Source organism: Streptomyces sp. NBC_00490, from assembly GCF_036013645.1.
Classification (GTDB): Bacteria; Actinomycetota; Actinomycetes; order Streptomycetales; family Streptomycetaceae; genus Streptomyces; species Streptomyces canus_F.
Genome location: NZ_CP107869.1, coordinates 864,380 through 885,231 on the forward strand (window position 1 = coordinate 864,380; position 20,852 = coordinate 885,231).

Consider the following 20,852-nt stretch of genomic DNA (forward strand, 5'->3'; position numbering starts at 1 on the left):
GGATCAGCGGGCGACGGCCTTCGGCGCCCCGGAGGCGGTGGAGGCGACCGCGGGGCCCGTGGCGGAGGGCAGGGTCTTCCTGCGGCCGGGGGATGATGGCCGACGGTCCCTGCGTTCGCCGCGGGTTTCGGCGATCAGCACATCGACACAGGCCAGCAGGTCCTCTTCCTGGGCCACGCGACGGATACGCCGAGCGGCGCTGCCTTCGGCCAGGACCCTCCTGGTCAGGGCGTAGACGGTCTGCCAGTCGTCGTGGGCTTCGAGCGCGGGACGCAGACGATCGAGAAGCTTGCGCACGACTCGTGCGGCGGATGCCTCCCGACGGGTCTCGGGGTCCACCAATGTCCCCTCCAGCCCGGATCGCGCGGCTCGCCAGGAGGCGCCGCGCAACCACTCGTGGTGGCCGTCGCACGCCACCGGGCCGGCCGCCAGACGGTCGCGGGCGTCGGTCACCAGGGCACGGAACAGCCCGGCGACGAGGACAACGGTCTCCACACGCGGACAGGCGTCGCAGATGCGCAGTTCCAGCGTGGGCAGATGGGCGGAGGGCCGTACGTCGTAGTAGATCATCCCCGGATCGCTGATGATCCCGGCCTGGACGAGCTCGTCGACGGCGGCTTCGTACTCGGCCGCGTCGGCGTAGCAACCCACCGGACCCGCACTCGGCCAGCGCTGCCACACGAGCGTGCGCCAGCTGGCATAGCCGGTGTCGACCCCCTGCCAGAAGGGCGAACTCGCGGACAGCGCCAGCAGCACCGGCAGCCACGGCGAGATCGCACACATGACGCGCACCGCGGTGTCGCGGTCGGGTACGTCCACGTGGACCTGCGCGCCGCAGATGAGCTGCTCGTCGGCCACCCGGCGGTACTCCTCGACCATACGGCGATAGCGCGCGTCGGCGGTGGGGGCCCCGGAGGCGGCGGGTGCCAGCGGCGCCGTCCCCGCGGCCACCACGGCCAGTCCCAGCGAGGAGGCGGCCGCGTCGAGCCGGCGTCTGATGCGGGAGAGGTCGGCGTACAGGTTGTCCAGCGAGGCGTGCACCCCGCTGTTCGACTCCACGGTCGACTGGTGCAGTTCCGCGGTGAAGCCTGGCCTGGGAAGCCGTCGCAGCACCTGCTCGGCGCGCGGCACGAGCAGCCCGCTCTCCACCTCCAGGAGATGGAACTCCTCCTCCACTCCGATGTGTACGTTCACGTCACTCCTAGCGGTCTGACCCGAGCTCCGCACGTGTCTGCAAACGTGCCCTCGAGGGGCGGACGCGGCGGCTGTGATGACGATCTCCAAGTGCCCAGAGCGGCGATGACTAAGCACGCTCAGGCGCCCATCTGGCACAGATGCTCCACAGATGAGCGGCTAGTCGTCGTCCTCGCTGGGCACCGGACCGCCGGGTTCTGCCCGCGGGAGTGAGTCCCGGTCCGTTCAGCGGATCACGAGCGTCATCACGCTTCGTGCAGGCAGCGACACGGTGAAGGAGCCGTTCGACACGCTGCTCGTGCCCTGAGACGCCACGTTTCTGCTCGCGTCGGTCAGCCACGAAGCGACACTGGAACCGGTGGTGTTCGCCAGGGTGAACTGCTGGCTCACCGCGGCGGATGCCTTGTTGATGGCGACGACGACCGTGGAGCCGCCGCCACGGTACGCGGAGACGTAGACGTTCGTCGCCGGATTCGCCGTCGCCGAGACCCGCACATACCCGGGTCGGACGAACCTGGCGAAGTGCGCCATGCAGGCACCGCGCTTGCTGATCCTGCCGTCCTCGCGCATGGGGCCGTAGCCGCGCCGAATGTACCACCAGACGTAGGCCTGGAACTCGGCGTCCACCATGGCCCGGTGCATGTGCTCCCCGACGTCGAGCGCCTGGGGCCAGAGGTCTGCCGAATCCGAGCTGTTGGGGTAGTAGACCTCGGTCATCCAGAGTTCCTTGCCCGCGCCCTTCTGCTTGAAGAGGGGGTACGGGAAGTTCGCGAACGGCGTGCCGTAGAGGTGGGCCCCTATGACGTCCACGTTGGCGAGCGCAGCCGGGTCGTTGAGGATCGGGTCCGACATGTTCTTCAGGTACTGGAAGGATTCCGGCGCGATGACCCTGGTGCTGATGGAGCCGGCGTTCTCGCGCAGGAACCGGACGATTTCGGCGGGGGTCCACCACGTCCAGTCGTGCGCGTAATCGGGCTCGTTCTGCACCGATATGCCGTACAGATTCACTCCGTTGTTCCGGAGATAGGTGGTGAAGTCGTTCAGGTGCTGGGCGTAGGCGCCGTACATGTCGTACCGCAGACGCCGGGCGTCGGTCTGGCTGCCGCGGACGAAGGTCTCGACCATGGAGGCGGGCGGATTCCACGGTGAGGCGAAGACGGCGGCCCCTCGTTCGACCGCACGCTGCGCTGTCGCCAGATCGCGGCTCCACGCCGCCCGGTCCTCGGGCACGGGGATCCTCAGCACACTGAACCCCAGCTGTCCGTCGCCGGTCCCGAATGCCGTGTCCCGCTGAGCCGCTGTGAGGTCGCCGATCCAGGCCGAGTGGGTCATGCCGCCGAAGCCGCGGATGGTCTGCCGGGTCGCCGACGGATCGATGACCGCCGTGGCAGCGACCAGCGCGGTCCCGGCATCGGAGGCCCGCGCGACCGATGCCGTGGCGGGGAGGACGGGCAGGGCTCCGATCGCGCCGAGAACAGTCCTCCGGCTCGGCGATTTCCGGTCCCCGCTCTCGGGCTCTTTCCGACTCTGTGCCATGTCTCCTCCGTAGGTACGGGCGATATGGGAGCGCTCCCATAGGCGTAGATGACTGCACACGTGCCGTTTGACGGAAAGCTTTGACGGACAGCACTACTGGTCGTCGCCCCGATGCCCGTTCAGCGGCTCACCGTGGCACCCATGTTGTTCGACATGCTGAACGATGTCCATGTGGCGGACCTGACGAAAGTTAACGATGCCCGTCACCGAGGTCAAGCCCCTCGACGCGGCGGCTTCGGACCGGGCGGCCGGCCCGCCGGCGGACGATCACCGAGTGGAGCGAGATCCTGTCGGACCACTCCCCCAGCACTTGGTGGTACATCCCAAACGTGTCCGGGCACCTGTCAGAACCCCCGATGCCGTGCCGCCATCGGAAACACCGGGGCTGCCCGTTCAGCCCTGCCTGGAGTGGACAGGACTGTTGGCGACCTCGTCCGGGCAGCGGCGGGGCGAATTGTCGCCCCCACGGTCGCGCAGCCAGTCGGCGGTGGCCAGCGCCAGCGAGGCGGCCATGCCGACAAGGGCCACGCCGAGCGCGGTGACCAATGCCGTGCGGTAGTGATCGGTGCCGCCCAGGACGAGGTAGTAGATGCCGGGCAGAGCCGCGGTACCCACAGCCGCCCCGAGACGCTGGCCGGTCTGCAAGGCGCCGCCCGCAGCCCCTGCCATGCGCACGGGCACGTCCCGCAGGGTCATGGTGATGTTCGGGGAGACCACGAAGCCTCCGCCGATGCCCGCGACGAACAGAGCCGGTGCGGCCACCCAGGGCGCCACGTCGCCCGCCACAAGCCACAGCAGCAGCGCGGCGCCACCCATACCGAGGATGACGGCGCTCAGCCCGCACACCGTCAGCAGGCGACCGAAACGGTCCACGAGTCGGCCCGCCACCACCGCGGCAGCGGCGGATCCGAGGGCGAAGGGGGTGACGGCAAGGCCGGACTTCAACGGCGTGAAGTCGAGCCCGCCCTGGTAGAAGAGCGCGAAAACGAGCCACACCCCACTGAACCCGATGAAGTACAGCGTGCCGACACCCGCACCGACCGCGTAGCCCCGCACCGTGGTGAACAGCCGCGGATCCAGCAAGGGCTGGGAGTCACGAGCGACCAGGCGGAACTGACGCCGGGTGAAGAGCGCGAGCAGCACCGCACCCACCGGGAAGAGCCACCACAGCCGTCCGATGCCGCCGGAGTCCGCCTGCACCAGCGGGTACATGACCGCCAGCACGCCCAGGCCGAGCAGCGCGATACCGGGAACGTCCACCGACCCGCGGCCGGAGCGCTCGACGCGTGGCAGCAGGCGCAGACCGAGCAGGACAGCGAGCACACCGATCGGCACGTTGACAAAGAAGATCCACCGCCAGCCCTCGGAGCCGTCGGCGAGCGCGAGGATGGCACCGCCGGTGAGAGGTCCGGCGGCGGAGGAGATGCCCACAGTGGCGCCGAAGAAACCGAAGGCGCGGCCGCGTTCGGCGCCGCGGAACATCTGCTGGATGAGGGCGGAGTTCTGCGGGGCCATGAAGCCGGCGGCCAGCCCCTGGGCGAGCCGGGCCGCCACCAGCAAGGCGATGTTCGGGGCCGCACCGCACGCGGCGCTGAAAAGGGTGAACCCGCTCAGCGCCAGCAGGAAGATCCGCCGCCGGTCGAGCGCGTCGCCGAGCCGCCCGGCGGTGACCAGGGCCAGGGCGAAGGAGAGCGCGTACCCGGAGACCACCCACTGCACCTGGGCGGGGGTGGCGCCCAGCTCACGCTGGACGGTCGGCAGAGCCACCGCCACGATCGTCACGTCGAGCAGGCTCATGAACCCCGCGACGAGGGTGACCCACAGCGCATGCCACCGGTTGGGATCCGGAACGTAGCCGTCCTCGGCCCCGCCCGCGTGCGGTCCGTTCGCCGCCGAGTCAGACACCGCTGCCACAAGGTTCCTTCCGCCGCGCCACGATCAGGCTGGACAGGTTCCCTTCCAGGACCCTGGCCACACCCGACCGGCCACTGACCGGCGCAGGACGGACCGCCTCAGACGTAGACGTCCATCAAGGTCGCATCAATCAGCAGCTCGCCGAGGCGGGCAGGTCGCCGTACTCGTCGCCCTTGAGGTAGACAGCGCTGACGTACCCCTCGGCGAGCTTCACCCAGACCCTGTTGGTGAAGCCGTAGTCGCTGACCCATCCACCCAGCTCCCAGCAGTAGGCGCCGCGCGTCTCACCCGCCGCCACCGTCCCCACCGCGGGGAAGGCAGTGGACGGCCCCGTGCGGACGTTGACGGTCTCGTACGGCACGACCGCGTACGGCGCGGCCATGACACGGGCGGCCCCCTGCTCGGCTGCGGTGGACGCGGCAGCGGTCCCCGCGGTGAGCGGGCTGAGCAGAGCGAGGGCCCCGGCGCCGACGAGCGCGGTCCTGGCGAAGAGGTGAGTGGTCATGCGAGTTCCCCCTGAGTGGTGTGGCTGACGCTCAGGACTGTAGGGAGCCCAGGGGCGGAGCGGACCCTGACAGTTGTCAGGGTCGCGGTGGGACGAAAGGGGAAACTGACGACTCGGATGACTCGGACGTGGCGGGACGACGTCCCGGGGATGTCACCGAGGTCCCCGGGAAGCCGTCCATCGAGGCCGTGTGCTCAGGGTGCGTCGATGAGGATCCGGCCATCGGTGGGCACGAGCGCGGCGACGCCGCTTGCGTAAGCGGACTGCACACGGGACCGCTCGGTCGCGTTGGGTACGGCGTTGGTGCATGCCGTACCGGCGCTCGACCCCGACATCAGTTGTGAGCAGGGGCCGGGTTTGGTGTCCGGCAGGCCGAGGCTGTGGCCCAGCTCGTGGGCGGCGATCCGCGTCTTGTCGTAGCCCTGGCTCACGGCCTGACTTCCGAGTTCGACGCGGACCTGACGGCCCGGGCGGACGGGGCCGAGGGTGGCTTGCGGCCAGCCCGTGGTAGCGACGATCACGATCTCGGCACCGGTGCCGGATGCCGCTTCCACCAGTTTGACGTTGCTCACGTTCGCGTTCCACGAGGCGACTCCGGCCGCGATCGCGGCCTCCCAGCCGGCGGCGCGGCTGTCGTCGTAGCGAAGGGTCACCACGGCCGCCTGTGCGGTGGGGTGTTCAGCCACAGGGGCCGCAGTCGCGGCGCTCGCCATGGCGAGGGTGAGCGCCGCGGCGGAAGTGCCTGCCTTGAGCCATGTGCCGAGGGGCATTTCTGCTCCTTGTCCGTGGGGGGATTCCGGCCCCGGCGGGGCCGGGTACGCGAAGGAGCGGCACGATGGTCCGGTGGGGCAGGACGTGTCGTCGACCGCCCCTCCGGGGCCTTGCGATGGTATGCCCCGCACGCCTTGTAGGTCATGTACCTGCCAGGCCAATTTTTTACGTCATTACCGCACCCTGAAAGGGAAGTTGGGCGGCCACCCGTCAGAACCGTCTCGAGATGCGGGGCATGCAGAGGCAGCCGCACCTCAGCGTCTCGCCGGATAGCCAGCGACCGGGGACCCGGTCCGCGCCGGTTGGCGTCTTGGACACCGCGACGGGACCGGACGCCACCGCAGCGCCGACCGCGTCCGCCCACGACAACACCGCCATGGCTCTGCTGCGGCCCCTATCAGAAGCGGGCTCAAACGCTACGCTTCGCGGGCTGGAATCGGCACAGCCGACGGCCGCCACTCTCGCCTGAGCAATCCGAACACCCACGAGTCGGACACCTCGCCGTTCACGACGCAGTCTTCCCGCAAGGTCCCTTCCCGCACGAACCCGATCTTCTCCAGGACCCGGGCAGATGCCACGTTGCGCGTGTCGGTCTCGGACTGGATCCGATTCAGATCCAGTGTGTCGAACGCCCACCGCACCAGGGCATGTGCCGCCTCCGTCGCGTAGCCGTGGCCCCACATCGCCTCGGCGAGGCAGTAGCCCAACGACGCGCTGCGGTACTCCGGCTTCCATTCGGCCAGAACGCACCAGCCGACGAAGGCCCCGTCAGAAGCACGGTCGATGGCCAGCCGCACCCCGGCACCCTCGTCCGCCATCGTCCGGCACGTCGCGATGAAACGCTCGGCGCGAGCCCGGTCGATCCACGGCGGGGAGTCCCAGTACCGCATCACGTAGGCGCTGCTGTGCAGCGCGAACAGGGATTCCGCGTCGGCCTCGGTGAAGGGGCGCAGTCGCAGGCGAGGCGTGTGCAGTGTGGGGGTGGCCAAAGTCATGCGCACCATCTTGTGTCCTCGCGGGGCGGGCAGGACACCGAATATCCGAGCCCGGTCCGGACCTCACGGCCATGACACCGCCTACCAGCGGATCGCGCATGCCATCCTTCAGCACCCCCGACCGGCCCCCTGCCCATAGCCTGGTCCACCAACAGGCGCATCGGGTAGGGCGGTTGACGCCGATGAGAAGAACTCTCCGTCACTGGCGCAGCGACTGCCCAGCCGGGCAGCTCGCCAATTCGCTTTCAAGCCGCGCCACTTGAGCGTCACAGAGCCGAGGTCGTCCGGGTGATCCCTAGGCCGACGTTCTGGTCCTCCTCCCCGTGTTCAAAGCGCGCCCCGGCCCGCAGCCGGAACCACTCCCCCGCTTGCCCTTCCGGCATCGGTCAGCCACGTAGCCATCAGATGGGCGTCCAGGCGTCGGGCCCGCCGCTGCGCCACTCGATCAGCGAGGACCTGACGACGTCCATCTCGTCCCAGTCCTGCAGCCCGGCCTCCTGCACGAAGGCGGCGATGTCGAGGACGCTGTAGGCGATGCCAACGAAGTGGTCATCGATCCGCACGCGTCGGCCTCCGTCCGCGGTGGGCGGGTAGACGACGACGGGGTGATCGGTAGCCATGAAACAACCCTGCACGCCGAACGACTGAGACGCCTGGTGTGCTGCGCCAGCCGCGTGGCCGTCAGGGACTGGTGTGGATTCTCCGCTCCCCTGCCGTCCGGCGCGGCTGGGACATGAGACCCCTGCGAAGCCGCGTGCGCGAGCGGACCAGCTTGACCGGCACTGGCACAAGAACGTGCGGCCGCGGCTGCACGGTCTTGCCGATGAGGAGTACTTCTGGGAGCCGGTGCATGGCTGCTGGAGCATCCGCCCACGTGGCATGTCGGCCGTGCCGATGTCGGCACGTTCGGGGCAATGGACGATGGACTCCGCGTCCTCTGACCCGGTCCTGCCTGGGCTATCGGGTCGGATGGCACTTCGGTGGCCAGGGCATCGACTCCCAGACATTCGCCTACACGGGGGTCCGCGAGCTCTCGGACGCCGACCTGGAGAATCCGCCCACGGTCGGTCCCGAGCGGTTTCCCATGGAGGGCATCGTCCTGCACGTCAACAGGAGCTGATCCATCACGGCGCCGAGATCTCCCTGCTGCGCGACCTCTACCGCTGACGGGACTGAGCCGTACCGCGCCGCATACCGCCGGAAGTGTCGGCCGGACGCTGATCGTGCCGCAGCATTCCGCCAGGCGGACGTGGCGAAGCGTATCGGGATGGACATACTCAAGGAGGTGGCGTGTTGTGGCGGGGTCGGGTGGGTCTTGGGACAAGGCTGTGGCCGACCGTTCGTGGCCTGGTGCGAGGGCTCTTGGGAGGGTTCACCGGATGCTTGTGCTCGGACGTTCGCAGGTCGAGGCCCTCATCGACATGGGCGCGCTGATCGACGCCTTGGCCCCGGCCATGGCGGACCTCAGCGCGGGCCGCGCCTCGGCACCGGACCGGATCGCAGCGCTTGTGCCCGAACAAGAGGGCTTCCTTGCGGCGATGCCGGGATACGTGCCGTCGGCCGGTGTTCTCATGACCAAGCTGGTCTCCCTCTTCCCGCGCAACGCCGCGACGCCGCTGCCTACCCATCAAGCGGTCATCGTCGTGTTCGATCCGTCCACCGGCGAGCCGACCGCGTTGCTGGACGGTACGGCCATCACCGCGGCGCGGACCGGCGCCTGCTCGGCACTGTCGGCGCGGCTGCTGGCGCGTGAGGACGCAACGGTCCTGGCCGTCCTGGGTACCGGAGTACAGGCCCGTTCCCACGCCCGCGCGATGTGCCGCGTCCGCCCCATCCGCGAAGTCCGCGTCGCCGGCCGCGACCCGGCGAAAGCGACCGCGCTCGCCGCGGAGCTCTCCTCCGAACTGGACGCCGACGTACGGGCGATGACCCCCGTCGAGGCACTCAATGGAGCCCACATCGTCGCAGCGACCACCCATGCCCTCGAACCGGTGATCCGCCGTCCCTGGCTGACGCGCGGGGTCCACATCACCTCGGTCGGCTACAACCCGGCCGGCCGTGAGATCGACGACGCCACCATCGCCGATGCGCTGGTGTGCGTCGAATCGCGGCAGGCCGCGCTGGCTCCCTTCCCCGCGGGCAGCAACGATCTGCTGGCGCCCATCCGAGACGGCGTCATCAAAGCCGAGCACATCCACGCCGAGCTGGGCGAGCTCGTCTCCGGTGTCAAACCGGGCCGCACCTCGTCCGACCAGATCACCTTGTACAAGTCAGTGGGGGTGGCGGTCCAAGACGCGGTCGCCGCGGGACTGGTCGTCACCGCCGCCCACAAACAATCGGCCGGCGCCGACATCACCCTGACGTGACGTCGACACGCGAAGACCGAACAGTTCGCCCGCCTCTTCATGGCCCCGGGTGCGGGCACTGGTGACGCTACGACTGTCGTCGCCAGTCAGCGGCAGTGGATCCAGCTGATCGAGGACACACAGCGCGAGCTGCACCCAAAGGAAACTGGCCCCAGAGCCCTACAGCTCAGCCCTGCACAGCCTGGCCGATGTCCCGCGGGTCCAGACCGGTGAGTTGGGCGATACGCGCCGCGGGGATCCCGGACGTGAGCGCCCGGTGGACCAGGGACTGCCAGTCCTGGGTGGTGTCGCGGAAGTTGAGCAGTTCGGACTCCATGTCCGTCACGGATTGCGGCGCGCAGGCGTGCTCCACCCGCATCGTCTCCTCCTGCGTCAGGGGCACCGGCAGCCGCTCCGCCTCCTCCGGGATGAGCACCTCGGCTCCGGCCGGGACGATCCTGACGCACTCGGAGGTCGCGGGAACCCCGTGCGCATCAAGCCACCCCCGCACCGCAGGGGTCTCGGTGCACTCCAGGTCGCCGACAGCGGCCAGAGCCGCGCCCAGACGCGGATGGCGCTCGGGGAGAACGAACAACAGAGCATCGTCGGCCATGGCCTTGGCACCCACCTTCGCAACGAAGCATGAACACGAACGTGATGCCAATACCCCCGGAAGGCACTTCGATCCCAGGGCATCCAACTACTCCCCCGCACGGGTGGCCGGACCGACCGCGGCGGACTCGCACGCTGGGCGACGGCCTCCACCACACGGTCCGGGCCGTCGCCCCTGTGCACAACCTCGGCTTCGCATCGTGAGCAGACGGGTACGGTCACGCATCCCGGGCTGCCCGAACACGGCCGTGCCCGACAGGCTTTCGAAGAGGCTCAGTGCTCGCAGAGCGAGAATTCTCGTTCGTAGAGCTGTTCGTTGTGCTCGTCGACGAAGAACTTGCGTTCTTGCATGAGCTGGTCGCGGTACTCATTGGCCTGTTCAAGCGTCATGGTCGAGGAGTCGGACCAGGGTTGCTGCGGTGGCACATCGGATGTCGAGACGATCTTTTCTGACGGATCGACCAGGAAGAACGCGAGAATCTTGCGATAGCCCGGGCGGGTTGGGTCCGTGAGGCGGAATGAACCGACGCGGTGTTGCAGGACGTTCGGGAAGGCAAGGCAGCGTCCCGCCGGGGTCGATGCCGATCCCAGAACCTGGTTCAGTGCGTCTTCGTCCTCGAGGCCGTAGACCTCGCGCAGACCGTTGTCGTCGTTCTGCTCGTAGCTCGGGTCGTCGAGTGCCGCCCGGAAACTCAGGTGGCTTTCGGTGATGTTCTCGCTGTCCCAGTAGTAGATGCCGGTCGAGACGATCCGCTCGTTCATCATCCCCTCGACATGCCAGGATCCGCCGGGGTACTCAGGTTTGTCCGGGGTCAGATGAATAGCGGCAATCTTGACGATGACCTGGAGAGAGCGGCCACGCAGGTCGACTCGGGCGGACGCGTCGGGCATCGCGGGCGGGGTGAACACAGAGGCATCCGGGATGACCGGCCGGCGGTCTTCCCACCAGGAATCGTGGGCTGCTTCCCACGCCTGGAGGGCTTCGGCGTACGCCTCGTCATCGCTGTAGCGGGACTTGTCCGGGTATTCGGGCTCCGAGTCGTACCAACCGTACGGATCGGCCTCGATCCGCACCGGTCGCGGATGCCGCAGGTCGGTCAGAACGTTCTCCCAGAGCGGGCGGAAGCGAGCGAACAAGTCGGGTAGCACGGAGACGAGTTCGCGATGCGCCTCGGGATGCACGTTGTTGACGTACGAACGGAAAGCGACTGAGCCGTCGTCACTGACGTCCACGTCCGTGGGCAGCCACTGGAACTTCTCCGAGAACTCGTACTTCGAGTATCGGTCCGTCGGATTGCGCCAAGCCCGCTCGGGCGCCTCGCTGACCCCTCTCACCAGGCAGAACAGTGAGGGGTGAACCAGATCCAGTACGAGGCCGTCGGATCCGGGATGCCAGTCCTGTTCTGCCTCGGGGACCTGCTCCAGAGGCTGCACCGCCTCGCGCAGCCGCGATCTGAGCTTGTCGTCGACAAGCGTGTCCGACTGCCACACTCCATCGACGGCGGACACCTCGATGCCGGATCGCACGTCTCGCAGCGCGGCGTAATGCCGAAGTTCAGCCAGCACGTACTGCACCTGTGCTTCGGTGAGCCCCTGGGCCATCGCCTCTCGCGTCCATCTGGCGGCGATGTCGGGGTCGTTCATCTTGTCGACCCAGCGCGGCTTCGCCCGAATCTGCGAGCTGCACTCCATCATCTGACGTTCTCGCAGTGTGCGGGGTGTCGCGAAGGCTATGGACCGGGAAGCGTGAAAAGGCAACGGAAAAGCAGACAGGTCAGTCAAGTCTCTGTGTCTTCCCAGTAGGTGAGTGGTGGCCGGAAGACTACTTGAGGGGACTGACACGAGGAGATGCCCCGCAAGTCACTGGCCAGGCCCCGCGGTCCAACAGATCGAGGACGAGCGCCGCGATGTTCCATGCGTCGTCCTCGCCTCGGTGATGGCGCCCCTCGAGCGGCAGTCCGGCGATCTGTAGAGCGTGATCCATACCCGGCTTCTTGCGCAGCCCGTACGCCGCGGCAAATACCGCCTTGGCGTTGGTGTGGGTGCGTTCCGTCGGATAGCCGAACGGGTAGGCCACCCCGTCGGCCCGACTCTGCCGAGCGAATTGCCGACGGTCGTACTCGCCCCAGCTCGCCCAGGGGCGCTTCCCGGCCTCGTACTCCTCGACGAGGATCCGGCATGCCTCGGCGAAGGTGACGCCCCGTTCCACCTCAGCTTGCGTCAGTCCGGTCAGTTCGGTGCAGAAGTCGCTCACCGCCGACCGGACAGGGCGGACCAGGACGCGGTGCCGGGACACGCGGCGCCGTGCCGACACATCCACGACGGTGAGACCGATCTCGATGATCTCGTTCACAGAGCCGGGCGGTGGCTGCCCGTCCCAGCAGGTGGCCTCGACATCAATGACGTTCAGCAGCGACGGTTCGTGGGGCATGGGCCGAGAGTAAGGATGCGCGCCCGGTTCGGGCACCTCGATTTCCACCCGCCCGCACCGTCGCTGCCGCTCGCCCGTTCAGGGCCGTACGTCGACGAAGTCGCCGGCTGCCTTGGCGGGCCCGGTGGTGGCCGAGCCGGTGAAGTTCCATCGCCAGTAGCCGTCCTTGACCGCTTTGACGGTGGTGCGCAGGGTGCCCGTACTGCTGGTGTTCACCGTGGCCACCGTGGCGTAGGTGCTGCTGCCCTTGGGGCGGAACTGCAGTTTCACCGCCCGGCCCGCGTATCCCGCATACCGGTAGGTGTCCCAGTTGGCCCGCACGAGCTTGCCGGTGACGGTGATCTGCGCGCCCTTTGCGACCGGTTCCGGTGCCGCGTTGACTGTCAGCTGCGCAGCACGCTTGAGGGCGAACGACGCTACGCCGGGGGAATAGACGGAATCGCCGTCGTTGGCGTCGACCAAGGCGTCCACCGACCAGGTTCCCGCGTTGGCGTTGGCCAGGTCCACCGGGTCGTCGCTGCCGGGAGACAGGTGGGCGTTGACGGTGAACACCGCCGTGCAGTCCGTCGCGGTCTCGCAGAACGCGTCGGTGGTGTAGAAGCCGCCGTGAGGTCCTTTCAGGTCCACGTCGACAAAGGAGAGCCCGGAGTCGTCCGATCCGGTGACCGTGACCGGGAAGACCACGTCGCGTGTGATCCCCACGATGACGTCATGCCCCGAGTTGATGACGGCGCCGCTGACCGCCGGCTCACTGCGCGAGGTAGCGGACGTGGCATCAGCCGAAGCTCCCGCCCCCACCACCACTACGGCGACGGCTCCCATCACGGCTCCTCGCCGTGCCGCGCTCCTGACGGGCTTGCGCCACGAGGCGCGCGTGGCTCGGGCGGCCGGGGAGGCCTCGCGCGCGTCGACTTGTCTGTCGCCCATCGGTGGGACGTAACGGCTCATGATTCCTCCACGGGCGACGCGCCACGCACCCAACCGTTCGCAGGACGAGGGCAGTTGGCGGCGGGCACAGCGGGCTGGTGCATGTCGCCTTCTACGACTACCGAACCGCCCCGATCGTTGCCCTGGATCGGAACCCGTACGGCAGAGCGGACTGGTGCCACCGAAACCGGCACCGAAGTGTCCGATTATCACCGCTCCGCCGTAAATGCATGGACTGAGAACCTTGTTCGACGGGACACTGCCCGCTTCCTCACCCCCGGGAGTGTGATGGGCACCTCTGACACGTACGGCTCCGCGCCGGGCAGGAGTGCGGTCCTGCTGGCGCTGCGCCACTACAACCGTGAACTCCTGCGCCTACGGTGGCTGGCGCTGCCCGCGCTGCTGCTGCCGGCCCTGGGCAACATCGGCATCCGCTACGTCGCCCCCTTGCTGATCGCCAAGCTGGCGGGACAGGCCGCCACGGACGGTGGCCTCACCCTCGACTCCGCGTCGCCGTACGTGCTGGGGTTCGGGGTGACGCTGCTGGCCTCCGAGGCCGTGTGGCGGGTCGGGCAGCACTGTCTGAACCGGGTGGCGGCGCTCGGCATGGAGCACCTGTACGTCGACGGCATGGACGAACTCCTGGCCAAGGACGCGGCGTTCTTCCACGACAACTTCGCCGGCTCCCTCACCAAGCGGGTCCTGAGTTACGGCAAGCGATTCGAGGACTTCATCGACACGATGACGTACCGGATCGTCGGCAGTCTGGTGCCGTTGCTGTTCGGTGCCGCGGTGCTGTGGACCTACTCGCCGATGCTGGTCGCCGGCCTGCTGGTGATGATGGCTCTGACCCTGGTGGCCGCGACCCCGCTGATCCGGCGTCGGCAACGGCTGGTGAACGAACGGGAGGCGGCGATCGCCCGTGTCTCCGGCCATGTCGCCGACAGCCTCATGAACATGGAGACCATCCGGGCGTTCGCGGCCGAACGGCGCGAAGGCGCCGAGCACCGCAGCCGGGTCGCGGAGTCCCGTCGGCTGACGCTGCGGTCGTGGGACTACGGCAACCTGCGCGTCGACACCGTGATCGCGCCGCTGTCCGTGGCCACCAATGTGCTGGGGCTGGTGGTGGCGATCGCCTTCGGCGGTCCGGGGCTGGGGGTGGAGGGGGTTGTTGTCGCCTTCACCTACTACTCCCAGGCGACCGAGATCATGTTCGAGTTCAACCAGATCTACCGGCGCCTGGAAAGCTCGATGACCGAGGCGGCGCAGTTCACGGAGCTGCTGCTGGACCCGCCCACCGTGCTCGACCCTCCGTCGCCGGAGCCGCTCGCGCCGCGTGACTCCGGTGTCCGCTTCGACAAGGTCACGTTCGCCCACGCGGGCGCGGCACCGATCTTCGAGGGGCTCGACCTGGACGTGGCGGCGGGTGCACGGATCGGGCTGGTCGGCCGGTCCGGCGGCGGCAAGACCACCCTGACGCGCCTCCTGCTGCGGATGTCAGACGTCAACGGCGGACGCATCCTGATCGGCGGCCAGGACATCAGCCGCCTGCGGCAGAGTGATCTGCGGTCACTGATCGCCTACGTCCCGCAGGAACCCGCCATGTTCCACCGCACGTTGCGGGACAACATCGCCTTCGCCCGGCCCGGCGCGTCGGACGAGGAGATCCTCGCGGCGGCCGAGGCGGCGCACGTCACGGAATTCGCCGAACAGCTCCCCGAAGGCTTCCGGACACTGGTGGGCGAGCGAGGCGTGAAGCTCTCCGGCGGCCAGCGCCAGCGCGTCGCCCTGGCCCGCGCCATCCTGCGGGACGCGCCGGTCCTCCTGCTCGACGAAGCGACCAGCGCCCTGGACTCGGAGAGCGAGATCCTCGTGCAGGACGCGTTGTGGCGGCTGATGAAGGGGCGCACGGCGCTCGTGGTCGCCCACCGGCTGAGCACCGTGGCGGGCATGGACCGTCTCGTCGTCCTGGACCACGGGAGGGTGATCGAACAGGGCTCCCACGAAGAGCTGCTCACGGCACAGGGTGCCTACGCCAGGCTCTGGCAACACCAGTCGGGCGGCTTCCTCGGTGAGAGCGACCAGCAGAACTCCACTCCGGACCAGGCGGCGGTCCCAACGCCGCACGAGGGCCCTGCGCTGCCCTCGCCCGCGGGGACCAAGACCGCGTGACCAGCAACACGGAACGATCAGGACGCAGCCTCTGATGATCACCCTGCCGCGCCTGGTCGATCAGGCGCGGTCGTGGAGGGTGACCTGGTAGCCGTCGGGGTCGGCGAAGGTGAAGGTCCGGCCGAAGGGGCCGTCGATCGGTGCGGAGGCGATGGTGTGGCCGTCGGCGACGAGCGCGTCGTGGATGGCCTGGACGTCGGTGGCGTGGAGCCAGATCGCGGCACCGATGCCGGGCTGCGCGACGGATGCGAGGTCGGTGCCGGGAATGACGTCGCGCAGGGCGAACGCGATCGGCTTCGTCTCGAAGACGACGGCGTGCGGAGGCCCGGCCGGCGAGCGGACGAGGCCCAGGTACTGCTCGTAGAACGCTTGTGACGCGTCGAGGTCGCGCACTTGGAGCGAGATGAAGTCGGGGCCGGTGGCGGGCATGGTGGAACTCCTTCTTTTGTGTCAGTTTTCTGACACGCCGGAACGTATGTCAGAATACTGACATGAGTCAAGAAGGTGTCGGCGTCGACCTGGAGACGTCCCTGGGCTACCTGCTCAAAGAAGCCTCGAGCGCCCTCCGCGCGGCCATGGAGGAAGTGCTGCGGCCGCTCGGGATGAGCGTGACGCACTACTCCTGCCTCGAGCTGCTGGCACAACGACCGGGCTTGTCGAACTCCGAGCTCGCGCGGGGCGCGTTCGTGACACGGCAGACGATGAACGTGCTGCTCCAGTCCCTGGAACGAGACGGCTACGTGACCAGACCCGCGGAGGCGGCCGTCGGGAAGGTGCTTCCCACGCGGCTCACGCCTCGCGGCCGCCGAAGCCTCGAAAAGGCGAGCGCGGCCGTCCGGTCCGTCGAGGCCAGAATGCAGGGCGGCCTGACCGAGACCGAACAGTCAGAGGCCTTCCGGATCCTGCAGAGCATGATCCGTTCTCTGCGCGGGGACAACGAGGATGCCCCGCGTCCCACGCAGCCGTAGGCAGTTGCTCTTCCGGTATCAGGTGTCGGCGCGGTCGCCTGTCGGGTAGCCGATCTCGGCCGTGTCCTTTGCCAGGGCGTCCAACGCCACCTCCGGATTCAAGGCCGCAACCACCTCGCTCGTCAGAGGACGCTGTGCGAACACGTGCTGAATGGCCGCGAGGGGAACCGGGATTTCGTAGTAGTCCTCGGCGAAGCGCTGGAATGCTTCCGGAGCCCGGTCGACGAGGAGTCCGAACAGGTTCTCGGAGCCATCCGGATCGCCGGCACCGTCGTCAGGGAACTCGATCGTGCCCGCCTTCCAATCGCCATCGCCCCGCTCTCGCCACGCGCAGGCGGTCACGGCAGGCATTCCGTCCTCGTCCGCGAACGCGGGCTCTTCGACGCAGGAACGGAAGACGTCCGGGACGTCGTCCAGGACACCTGGCCACGGCCCGTCATTGGCGTAGGGGCTCATGGGCGACTCGTGCGCGAACCCGCGGATGTAGGCGCCGGCGTCCGAGAAGACGATGGAGAACTCGTCGCCCGATCCGTTGCGCATCGAGGCCATCTCCTCTCCGGCGGACCAGTGCGCGTCGAAGGAGTAGTACCGGTCGGCCCATTCCGGGCTGAGTATCGCTTCCAGCATCGCCATCGAACGGCAGTGATCGCGCAGCTCGGAAATCTCGGGCAGCCGCCGGGCAACACGGTGAATGGTCATGCCTTCATCCAACATCAGGGGTCTGACAGTCCCGGCGACGCCGAGGGGGTCTTACCGGGATCCGTATCGGGTACGGCCCCGCCCTCTTGCTGTCGCCGGTCGGGGGGTCAGCGGACGTTGAGGTCCCGGCAGGTGTGCTCGTCGGGCAGCAGGGGCCGGAAGGACACCGCGTAGAGGCTGCCCCCGCTGGTCCAGCGGCAGTCCTTGCGTGTGTCTCGGGCGAGACGCTGAGCCTGTGTCAGCGCCTGACCGGTCAGGACGGTGCACTTTCCTCACGGGTCCACGTGCCTTCGGAGAGCGGGTGCAGGGGCCACGGCGTGGCCGCGGCCGATCCCGCGCTCACTCCGCTGGTGGCCAGCACCGCAGCGCTGTCGGGCGCGAGCCCGTCCCGCCCGCCTCCGGAGCGGTGATCCGAGTGGTCCGCACACCCTCCGTCGTCCGCAGTGCCACTCGCAACAGTGAGGCGTCGGTACTGCCGGAGTCCTCGTAGGTCCGGGCCCGGCCGGGGCCCACTGCCCGGGCATCCGCCTCGACCTTCTCGTACTGCGGGCCCGGGAGCGGGAATTCGCGGGCCGTCTGGAGTGCTCCGGCCGGCTCTCCGGGAACGATGAACCGGCCTCCGCCATAGAGCGAGAAGCCCGGCAGCCGGCCCACTGATTCCGGTCGCCCCCGGGACGTACCGGCCTCCTCCTCCACGGAGCTCGCTGACATCACCTCGCGCTGCCCCGGCGTCGCGCCCTTGTGGTCCTGACAGATGTCAGGACGGCAGGCGGCGCACTGGCGCGTACGTTGCTCTCGGTCCGCAGGTCAACCGCGGGCCGGGACGACGCGCCCGCATCGGGGGAAGTGGATTTTGATGAAGCGCATGGGCGCTGCCGCGCTCGTCGTGACGGCGGCTCTGGGTGTTGTCACGGCGGGATGCGGCCCGCAGAAGCAGGACGAGAAGCCCTCCGGGACGGATCGGGGAACCTCGGCCGCAAGCACGCGACCGCGCGAGCTGACCGACGCCGAGCAACTGCGTATCGCTGATGCCCAACAGCGGTTGATCAAACGCTGCATGACGCGCAAGGGCTTCGACTTCTGGGAGGCGGAGCGGCTGAGCCTGGAGGAAAGCCGCACGCTCGGCTGGGTCACGGACGACGTCGCCTGGGCGGACAAACACGGCTACGGCAGCCGCATTGACGCCAAGCACGAACGCGCCCGGCTGACCAACAGGAACGTCGCCTACCGCGCCGGCCTCTCCGATGAGCGGCGTGCGGCATACGACAGGGCCCTGGACGAAGGCATCGACGCCCCCGTCATCACGGCCGAGGTGCCCACCGGCGGGACAGTCCGCAAGCGAGTGGGCGGTTGCGTGGCAGAGGCGGAGAAACACCTCTACGGGGACCGGGTGGCCTGGTTCCGCGCGGAGAAGACGGCGATGGGTCTGCAACCCCTCTACGTCCCCCAGGTGATGGCCGACAAGCGCTTCGCTTCGGCGCTGGCTTCCTGGTCCCAGTGCATGGCACGTTCCGGCCACTCGTACCGCACTCCGCAAGAGGCCCGTCAGGCAGCCGTCGAGCTGGGCCTGAAGGCGGGCCCCGGCAAGGCATTCGAGACAGAACGCAAGCTCGCCGTCGCCGATGCGGCGTGTGCGAAGAACACCTCGCTCCGGTCCATCGGGAACGAACGCGAGACCCATTACGTCAACAAGCTTCGCGACCGGTACGGCAACGACCTCGACACCTACGCGCGCCTCCAGCTCCAGGCGCTCGCCCGCGCCAAGAAGGTCGTCGAACCGCGCACGTGAGAGCTCCGTTCAGGTCCTCCCGTGACGACAGCGCACGATCGCGACACCCACGTCCATGGTCACCACCGTGGATCAGCACACCTCCCACGACACAGACAACAGGAGTACACATGCGCAAGCTGACCACGGCCATCGCGGCCACGGGCCTCATGGCCCTCGGTCTCGCCGTCCCCACATCCGCCCATGCGGCGCAGCAGGGCCAGTACTGCGATGCGGAGTGGGGCAGCCACGGCCGCGACGGCAACGTCCGCGCCTGGAACGGGTTCGACTGCACGGGCACGCTCCTGGGCGTCACCCCCGGCAACGACCCCGACTGGAGCGACGGCTCGGGGCCCTTCCAGGGCGACGACTGGAGCCAGCCCAAGTCCGTCGCGAACAACGGCACGATCGGCGGCAACGACGTCGTCGCCTTCTACCTGGGGCTCAACTACGCCGCCGAGCACGGATATGTCTGCCTCTCACCGTACGAGCTGTATGCAGACGACGTGACCGACAACAGGTACACCAGCGGCAGCGTCCCCAACCACATCTCCTCCCACCGGTGGGTGCAGAGCACCGGGTGCGCCACGAACAGCTGGCTCACCTGACCGAGCTCGCTTCCGGCATCCCGCACCGGAAGGGCACTGACGCGCGCCTCCGGGGCCGTCCCCGCCGCGTGCACAGGTGAACGGGTGGGCCATCGCACTGCGTGCAGCAGTTGATGGCCCGCTCACATCCGCCTTCTCCCGTCACACCGTGTCCGCCCACTTCCGAATGAGCTGCTCGGCGAGCTGAGATGCCGCTGAGACGGGATGCCGCGAACCTGCTCGCCGCCGCCAACCGCTGTGAAATCGAGCCCGGATTGACCGACGCCGAGTTCCGTCGTATCGAGGCGGATTACGGCTTCGAGTTCGCCGACGGCCATCGGGCGTTCCTGGCTGCGGGGCTTCCGGTGAGGCAGCCGCCCGAAGAGGGCGCCACGTGGGAGAACCCGTGGCCCGACTGGCGGCACGGGGGCCCGGCGCAGCTTCGGAAGCACTGACGGCCTCCCCGTTCGGCGAGAGAAGCAGCCTCGGGCTCGGCCGCCACTGCAGCGCCGGCGCACCGTCACCGCGATGATTTTCCGCTGCCTCAACGTGTGATGGACAGGGCTCACACGTGCGGGTGCTGGGACTTCTCGACTGGCAGCCCTCCGGCCCTGGCAGTGGCGGCGAGCGTTGCCACGGTATGTGGCGGGGCGTTAGGGTCGATCATGTGACTGCCGGGTCGGCCATGGGCCATACACGAGTGAGGCCCCCGGCCTCGGCGTGAGTGCGAGGCGGGCAAGAGCCCCGCCGACGTCTCCTTGTCTTTCCTTCCAGCGCCCCACACGCGGCGCTCAACAGTGGAACCGAGACCCGGAGACCCGTCCACACATGCCACATGATGAGCAGCGCCAGCGCGAAGCTGAGCTGTCGGCCAACGCCGTCCAACTGAACCACACCGCCGTCTTCGCCACGGACCGGCGCCTGTCAGCAGAGTTCATCGCCGCGATCCTGGGTTTGAAGGTCGGCGCGCCCTTCGGGCCGTTCCTGCCCGTCGACTTGGGCAACGGCGTGACACTCGACTACTACGAGAAGCGCGACGAGCCGATCCAGCCGCAGCACTACGCGTTCCTCGTGCCTGACGAGCACTTCGACGCCGTGATCGCCCGCCTGGAGGCGGTGGGGGTCACCTACTACGCCGACCCCCGCCACACCGAACCCGGCCAGATCAACCGCCTCTTCGGCGGACGCGGTGCCTATTTCGACGACCCGAGCGGCCACAACATGGAGATCATGACTGTGCCGTACGTCCGCCCCTAGCAAGCCGCAGGGCGGCTGCCCCGTCGGGTTCGCACACTGAGCGGCTCCCCAACTTCCCGCCCCGAGCGAACACTTGGGGCGGCGAGGTGCCGGGGAGCCGCTTGCCGAGCGGATTCACCTCAAACCGGGTTCACACAAGCCGCCCTGCCTTGCGCCGACTTCCGACTGGTC

The 20,852-nt window shown here is 68.5% G+C and carries 21 protein-coding genes and 1 pseudogene; 8 read left to right on the forward strand and 14 right to left on the reverse strand.

Annotated elements, in window-relative coordinates:
* Positions 1-3 precede the first annotated feature (3 nt).
* From OG381_RS03620 to OG381_RS03650, 7 genes are all read right to left on the reverse strand, one after another.
* Positions 4-1,194 carry a carboxylate-amine ligase gene (locus OG381_RS03620; protein WP_327714615.1) on the reverse strand — a complete coding sequence of 397 codons (1,191 nt, stop codon included), beginning with the start codon at positions 1,192-1,194 and terminating at the stop codon, positions 4-6.
* 225 nt (positions 1,195-1,419) lie between these two features.
* On the reverse strand, positions 1,420-2,730 hold the full coding sequence (locus OG381_RS03625) for a glucuronoxylanase (RefSeq protein ID WP_327714616.1): 1,311 nt from the start codon (positions 2,728-2,730) through the stop codon (positions 1,420-1,422).
* Positions 2,731-3,123: 393 nt separating this feature from the next.
* Complete coding sequence (locus tag OG381_RS03630) at positions 3,124-4,635, reverse strand: MFS transporter (RefSeq protein ID WP_327722374.1); 1,512 nt, start codon at positions 4,633-4,635, stop codon at positions 3,124-3,126.
* 139 nt (positions 4,636-4,774) lie between these two features.
* A complete protein-coding gene (locus OG381_RS03635; protein WP_327714617.1) occupies positions 4,775-5,149 on the reverse strand; it encodes an SH3 domain-containing protein in 375 nt (124 codons plus the stop codon).
* Between the two features lie 194 nt (positions 5,150-5,343).
* Positions 5,344-5,919 (reverse strand): snapalysin family zinc-dependent metalloprotease, encoded by a 576-nt coding sequence (locus tag OG381_RS03640; protein WP_327714618.1) that lies wholly within the window; start codon positions 5,917-5,919, stop codon positions 5,344-5,346.
* A 417-nt stretch (positions 5,920-6,336) separates the two neighbouring features.
* Positions 6,337-6,915, reverse strand: coding sequence for a GNAT family N-acetyltransferase (locus tag OG381_RS03645; protein WP_327714619.1), 579 nt, complete (start codon positions 6,913-6,915; stop codon positions 6,337-6,339).
* A gap of 401 nt (positions 6,916-7,316) precedes the next feature.
* Positions 7,317-7,535, reverse strand: coding sequence for a hypothetical protein (locus OG381_RS03650; protein ID WP_327714620.1), 219 nt, complete (start codon positions 7,533-7,535; stop codon positions 7,317-7,319).
* A gap of 106 nt (positions 7,536-7,641) precedes the next feature.
* Here OG381_RS03650 and OG381_RS03655 point away from each other — a divergent pair.
* Both OG381_RS03655 and OG381_RS03660 read left to right on the forward strand, forming a co-directional pair.
* Positions 7,642-8,082: pseudogene (locus tag OG381_RS03655) on the forward strand (DinB family protein).
* A 212-nt stretch (positions 8,083-8,294) separates the two neighbouring features.
* Positions 8,295-9,281, forward strand: coding sequence for an ornithine cyclodeaminase family protein (locus tag OG381_RS03660; protein ID WP_327714621.1), 987 nt, complete (start codon positions 8,295-8,297; stop codon positions 9,279-9,281).
* A 166-nt stretch (positions 9,282-9,447) separates the two neighbouring features.
* Here OG381_RS03660 and OG381_RS03665 read toward each other — a convergent pair whose 3' ends face one another.
* The 4 genes from OG381_RS03665 to OG381_RS03680 form a co-directional block, all read right to left on the reverse strand.
* Positions 9,448-9,873 (reverse strand): DUF6003 family protein, encoded by a 426-nt coding sequence (locus OG381_RS03665; RefSeq protein ID WP_327714622.1) that lies wholly within the window; start codon positions 9,871-9,873, stop codon positions 9,448-9,450.
* A gap of 272 nt (positions 9,874-10,145) precedes the next feature.
* Positions 10,146-11,654 carry a DUF4246 domain-containing protein gene (locus OG381_RS03670; protein WP_327714623.1) on the reverse strand — a complete coding sequence of 503 codons (1,509 nt, stop codon included), beginning with the start codon at positions 11,652-11,654 and terminating at the stop codon, positions 10,146-10,148.
* A 40-nt stretch (positions 11,655-11,694) separates the two neighbouring features.
* Complete coding sequence (locus OG381_RS03675; protein ID WP_327714624.1) at positions 11,695-12,303, reverse strand: 3'-5' exonuclease; 609 nt, start codon at positions 12,301-12,303, stop codon at positions 11,695-11,697.
* Between the two features lie 78 nt (positions 12,304-12,381).
* Positions 12,382-13,230 carry a calcium-binding protein gene (locus OG381_RS03680; protein ID WP_327714625.1) on the reverse strand — a complete coding sequence of 283 codons (849 nt, stop codon included), beginning with the start codon at positions 13,228-13,230 and terminating at the stop codon, positions 12,382-12,384.
* Positions 13,231-13,518: 288 nt separating this feature from the next.
* On the opposite strand from OG381_RS03680, the gene OG381_RS03685 reads away from it, so the two are divergent.
* Positions 13,519-15,402 carry an ABC transporter ATP-binding protein gene (locus OG381_RS03685; RefSeq protein WP_327714626.1) on the forward strand — a complete coding sequence of 628 codons (1,884 nt, stop codon included), beginning with the start codon at positions 13,519-13,521 and terminating at the stop codon, positions 15,400-15,402.
* A 60-nt stretch (positions 15,403-15,462) separates the two neighbouring features.
* Here OG381_RS03685 and OG381_RS03690 read toward each other — a convergent pair whose 3' ends face one another.
* Positions 15,463-15,831 carry a VOC family protein gene (locus OG381_RS03690; protein ID WP_327714627.1) on the reverse strand — a complete coding sequence of 123 codons (369 nt, stop codon included), beginning with the start codon at positions 15,829-15,831 and terminating at the stop codon, positions 15,463-15,465.
* Between the two features lie 62 nt (positions 15,832-15,893).
* Between OG381_RS03690 and OG381_RS03695 the strand changes: the two genes are divergently transcribed.
* Positions 15,894-16,370, forward strand: a complete 477-nt coding sequence (locus OG381_RS03695) for a MarR family winged helix-turn-helix transcriptional regulator (RefSeq protein ID WP_327714628.1) — start codon at positions 15,894-15,896, stop codon at positions 16,368-16,370.
* A gap of 18 nt (positions 16,371-16,388) precedes the next feature.
* Here OG381_RS03695 and OG381_RS03700 read toward each other — a convergent pair whose 3' ends face one another.
* A complete protein-coding gene (locus OG381_RS03700) occupies positions 16,389-17,069 on the reverse strand; it encodes a hypothetical protein (RefSeq protein WP_327714629.1) in 681 nt (226 codons plus the stop codon).
* Between the two features lie 339 nt (positions 17,070-17,408).
* On the reverse strand, positions 17,409-17,780 hold the full coding sequence (locus OG381_RS03705) for a hypothetical protein (RefSeq protein WP_327714630.1): 372 nt from the start codon (positions 17,778-17,780) through the stop codon (positions 17,409-17,411).
* Between the two features lie 154 nt (positions 17,781-17,934).
* Here OG381_RS03705 and OG381_RS03710 point away from each other — a divergent pair, with 154 nt between their 5' ends.
* From OG381_RS03710 to OG381_RS03725, 4 genes are all read left to right on the forward strand, one after another.
* Complete coding sequence (locus OG381_RS03710; RefSeq protein WP_327714631.1) at positions 17,935-18,858, forward strand: hypothetical protein; 924 nt, start codon at positions 17,935-17,937, stop codon at positions 18,856-18,858.
* A gap of 110 nt (positions 18,859-18,968) precedes the next feature.
* Positions 18,969-19,445 (forward strand): hypothetical protein, encoded by a 477-nt coding sequence (locus OG381_RS03715; protein WP_327714632.1) that lies wholly within the window; start codon positions 18,969-18,971, stop codon positions 19,443-19,445.
* A gap of 188 nt (positions 19,446-19,633) precedes the next feature.
* Positions 19,634-19,879: a hypothetical protein gene (locus tag OG381_RS03720; RefSeq protein ID WP_327714633.1), complete on the forward strand. Its 246-nt coding sequence runs from the start codon at positions 19,634-19,636 to the stop codon at positions 19,877-19,879.
* Positions 19,880-20,252: 373 nt separating this feature from the next.
* A complete protein-coding gene (locus tag OG381_RS03725) occupies positions 20,253-20,681 on the forward strand; it encodes a VOC family protein (protein ID WP_327714634.1) in 429 nt (142 codons plus the stop codon).
* The last annotated feature ends 171 nt before the right edge of the window (positions 20,682-20,852 follow it).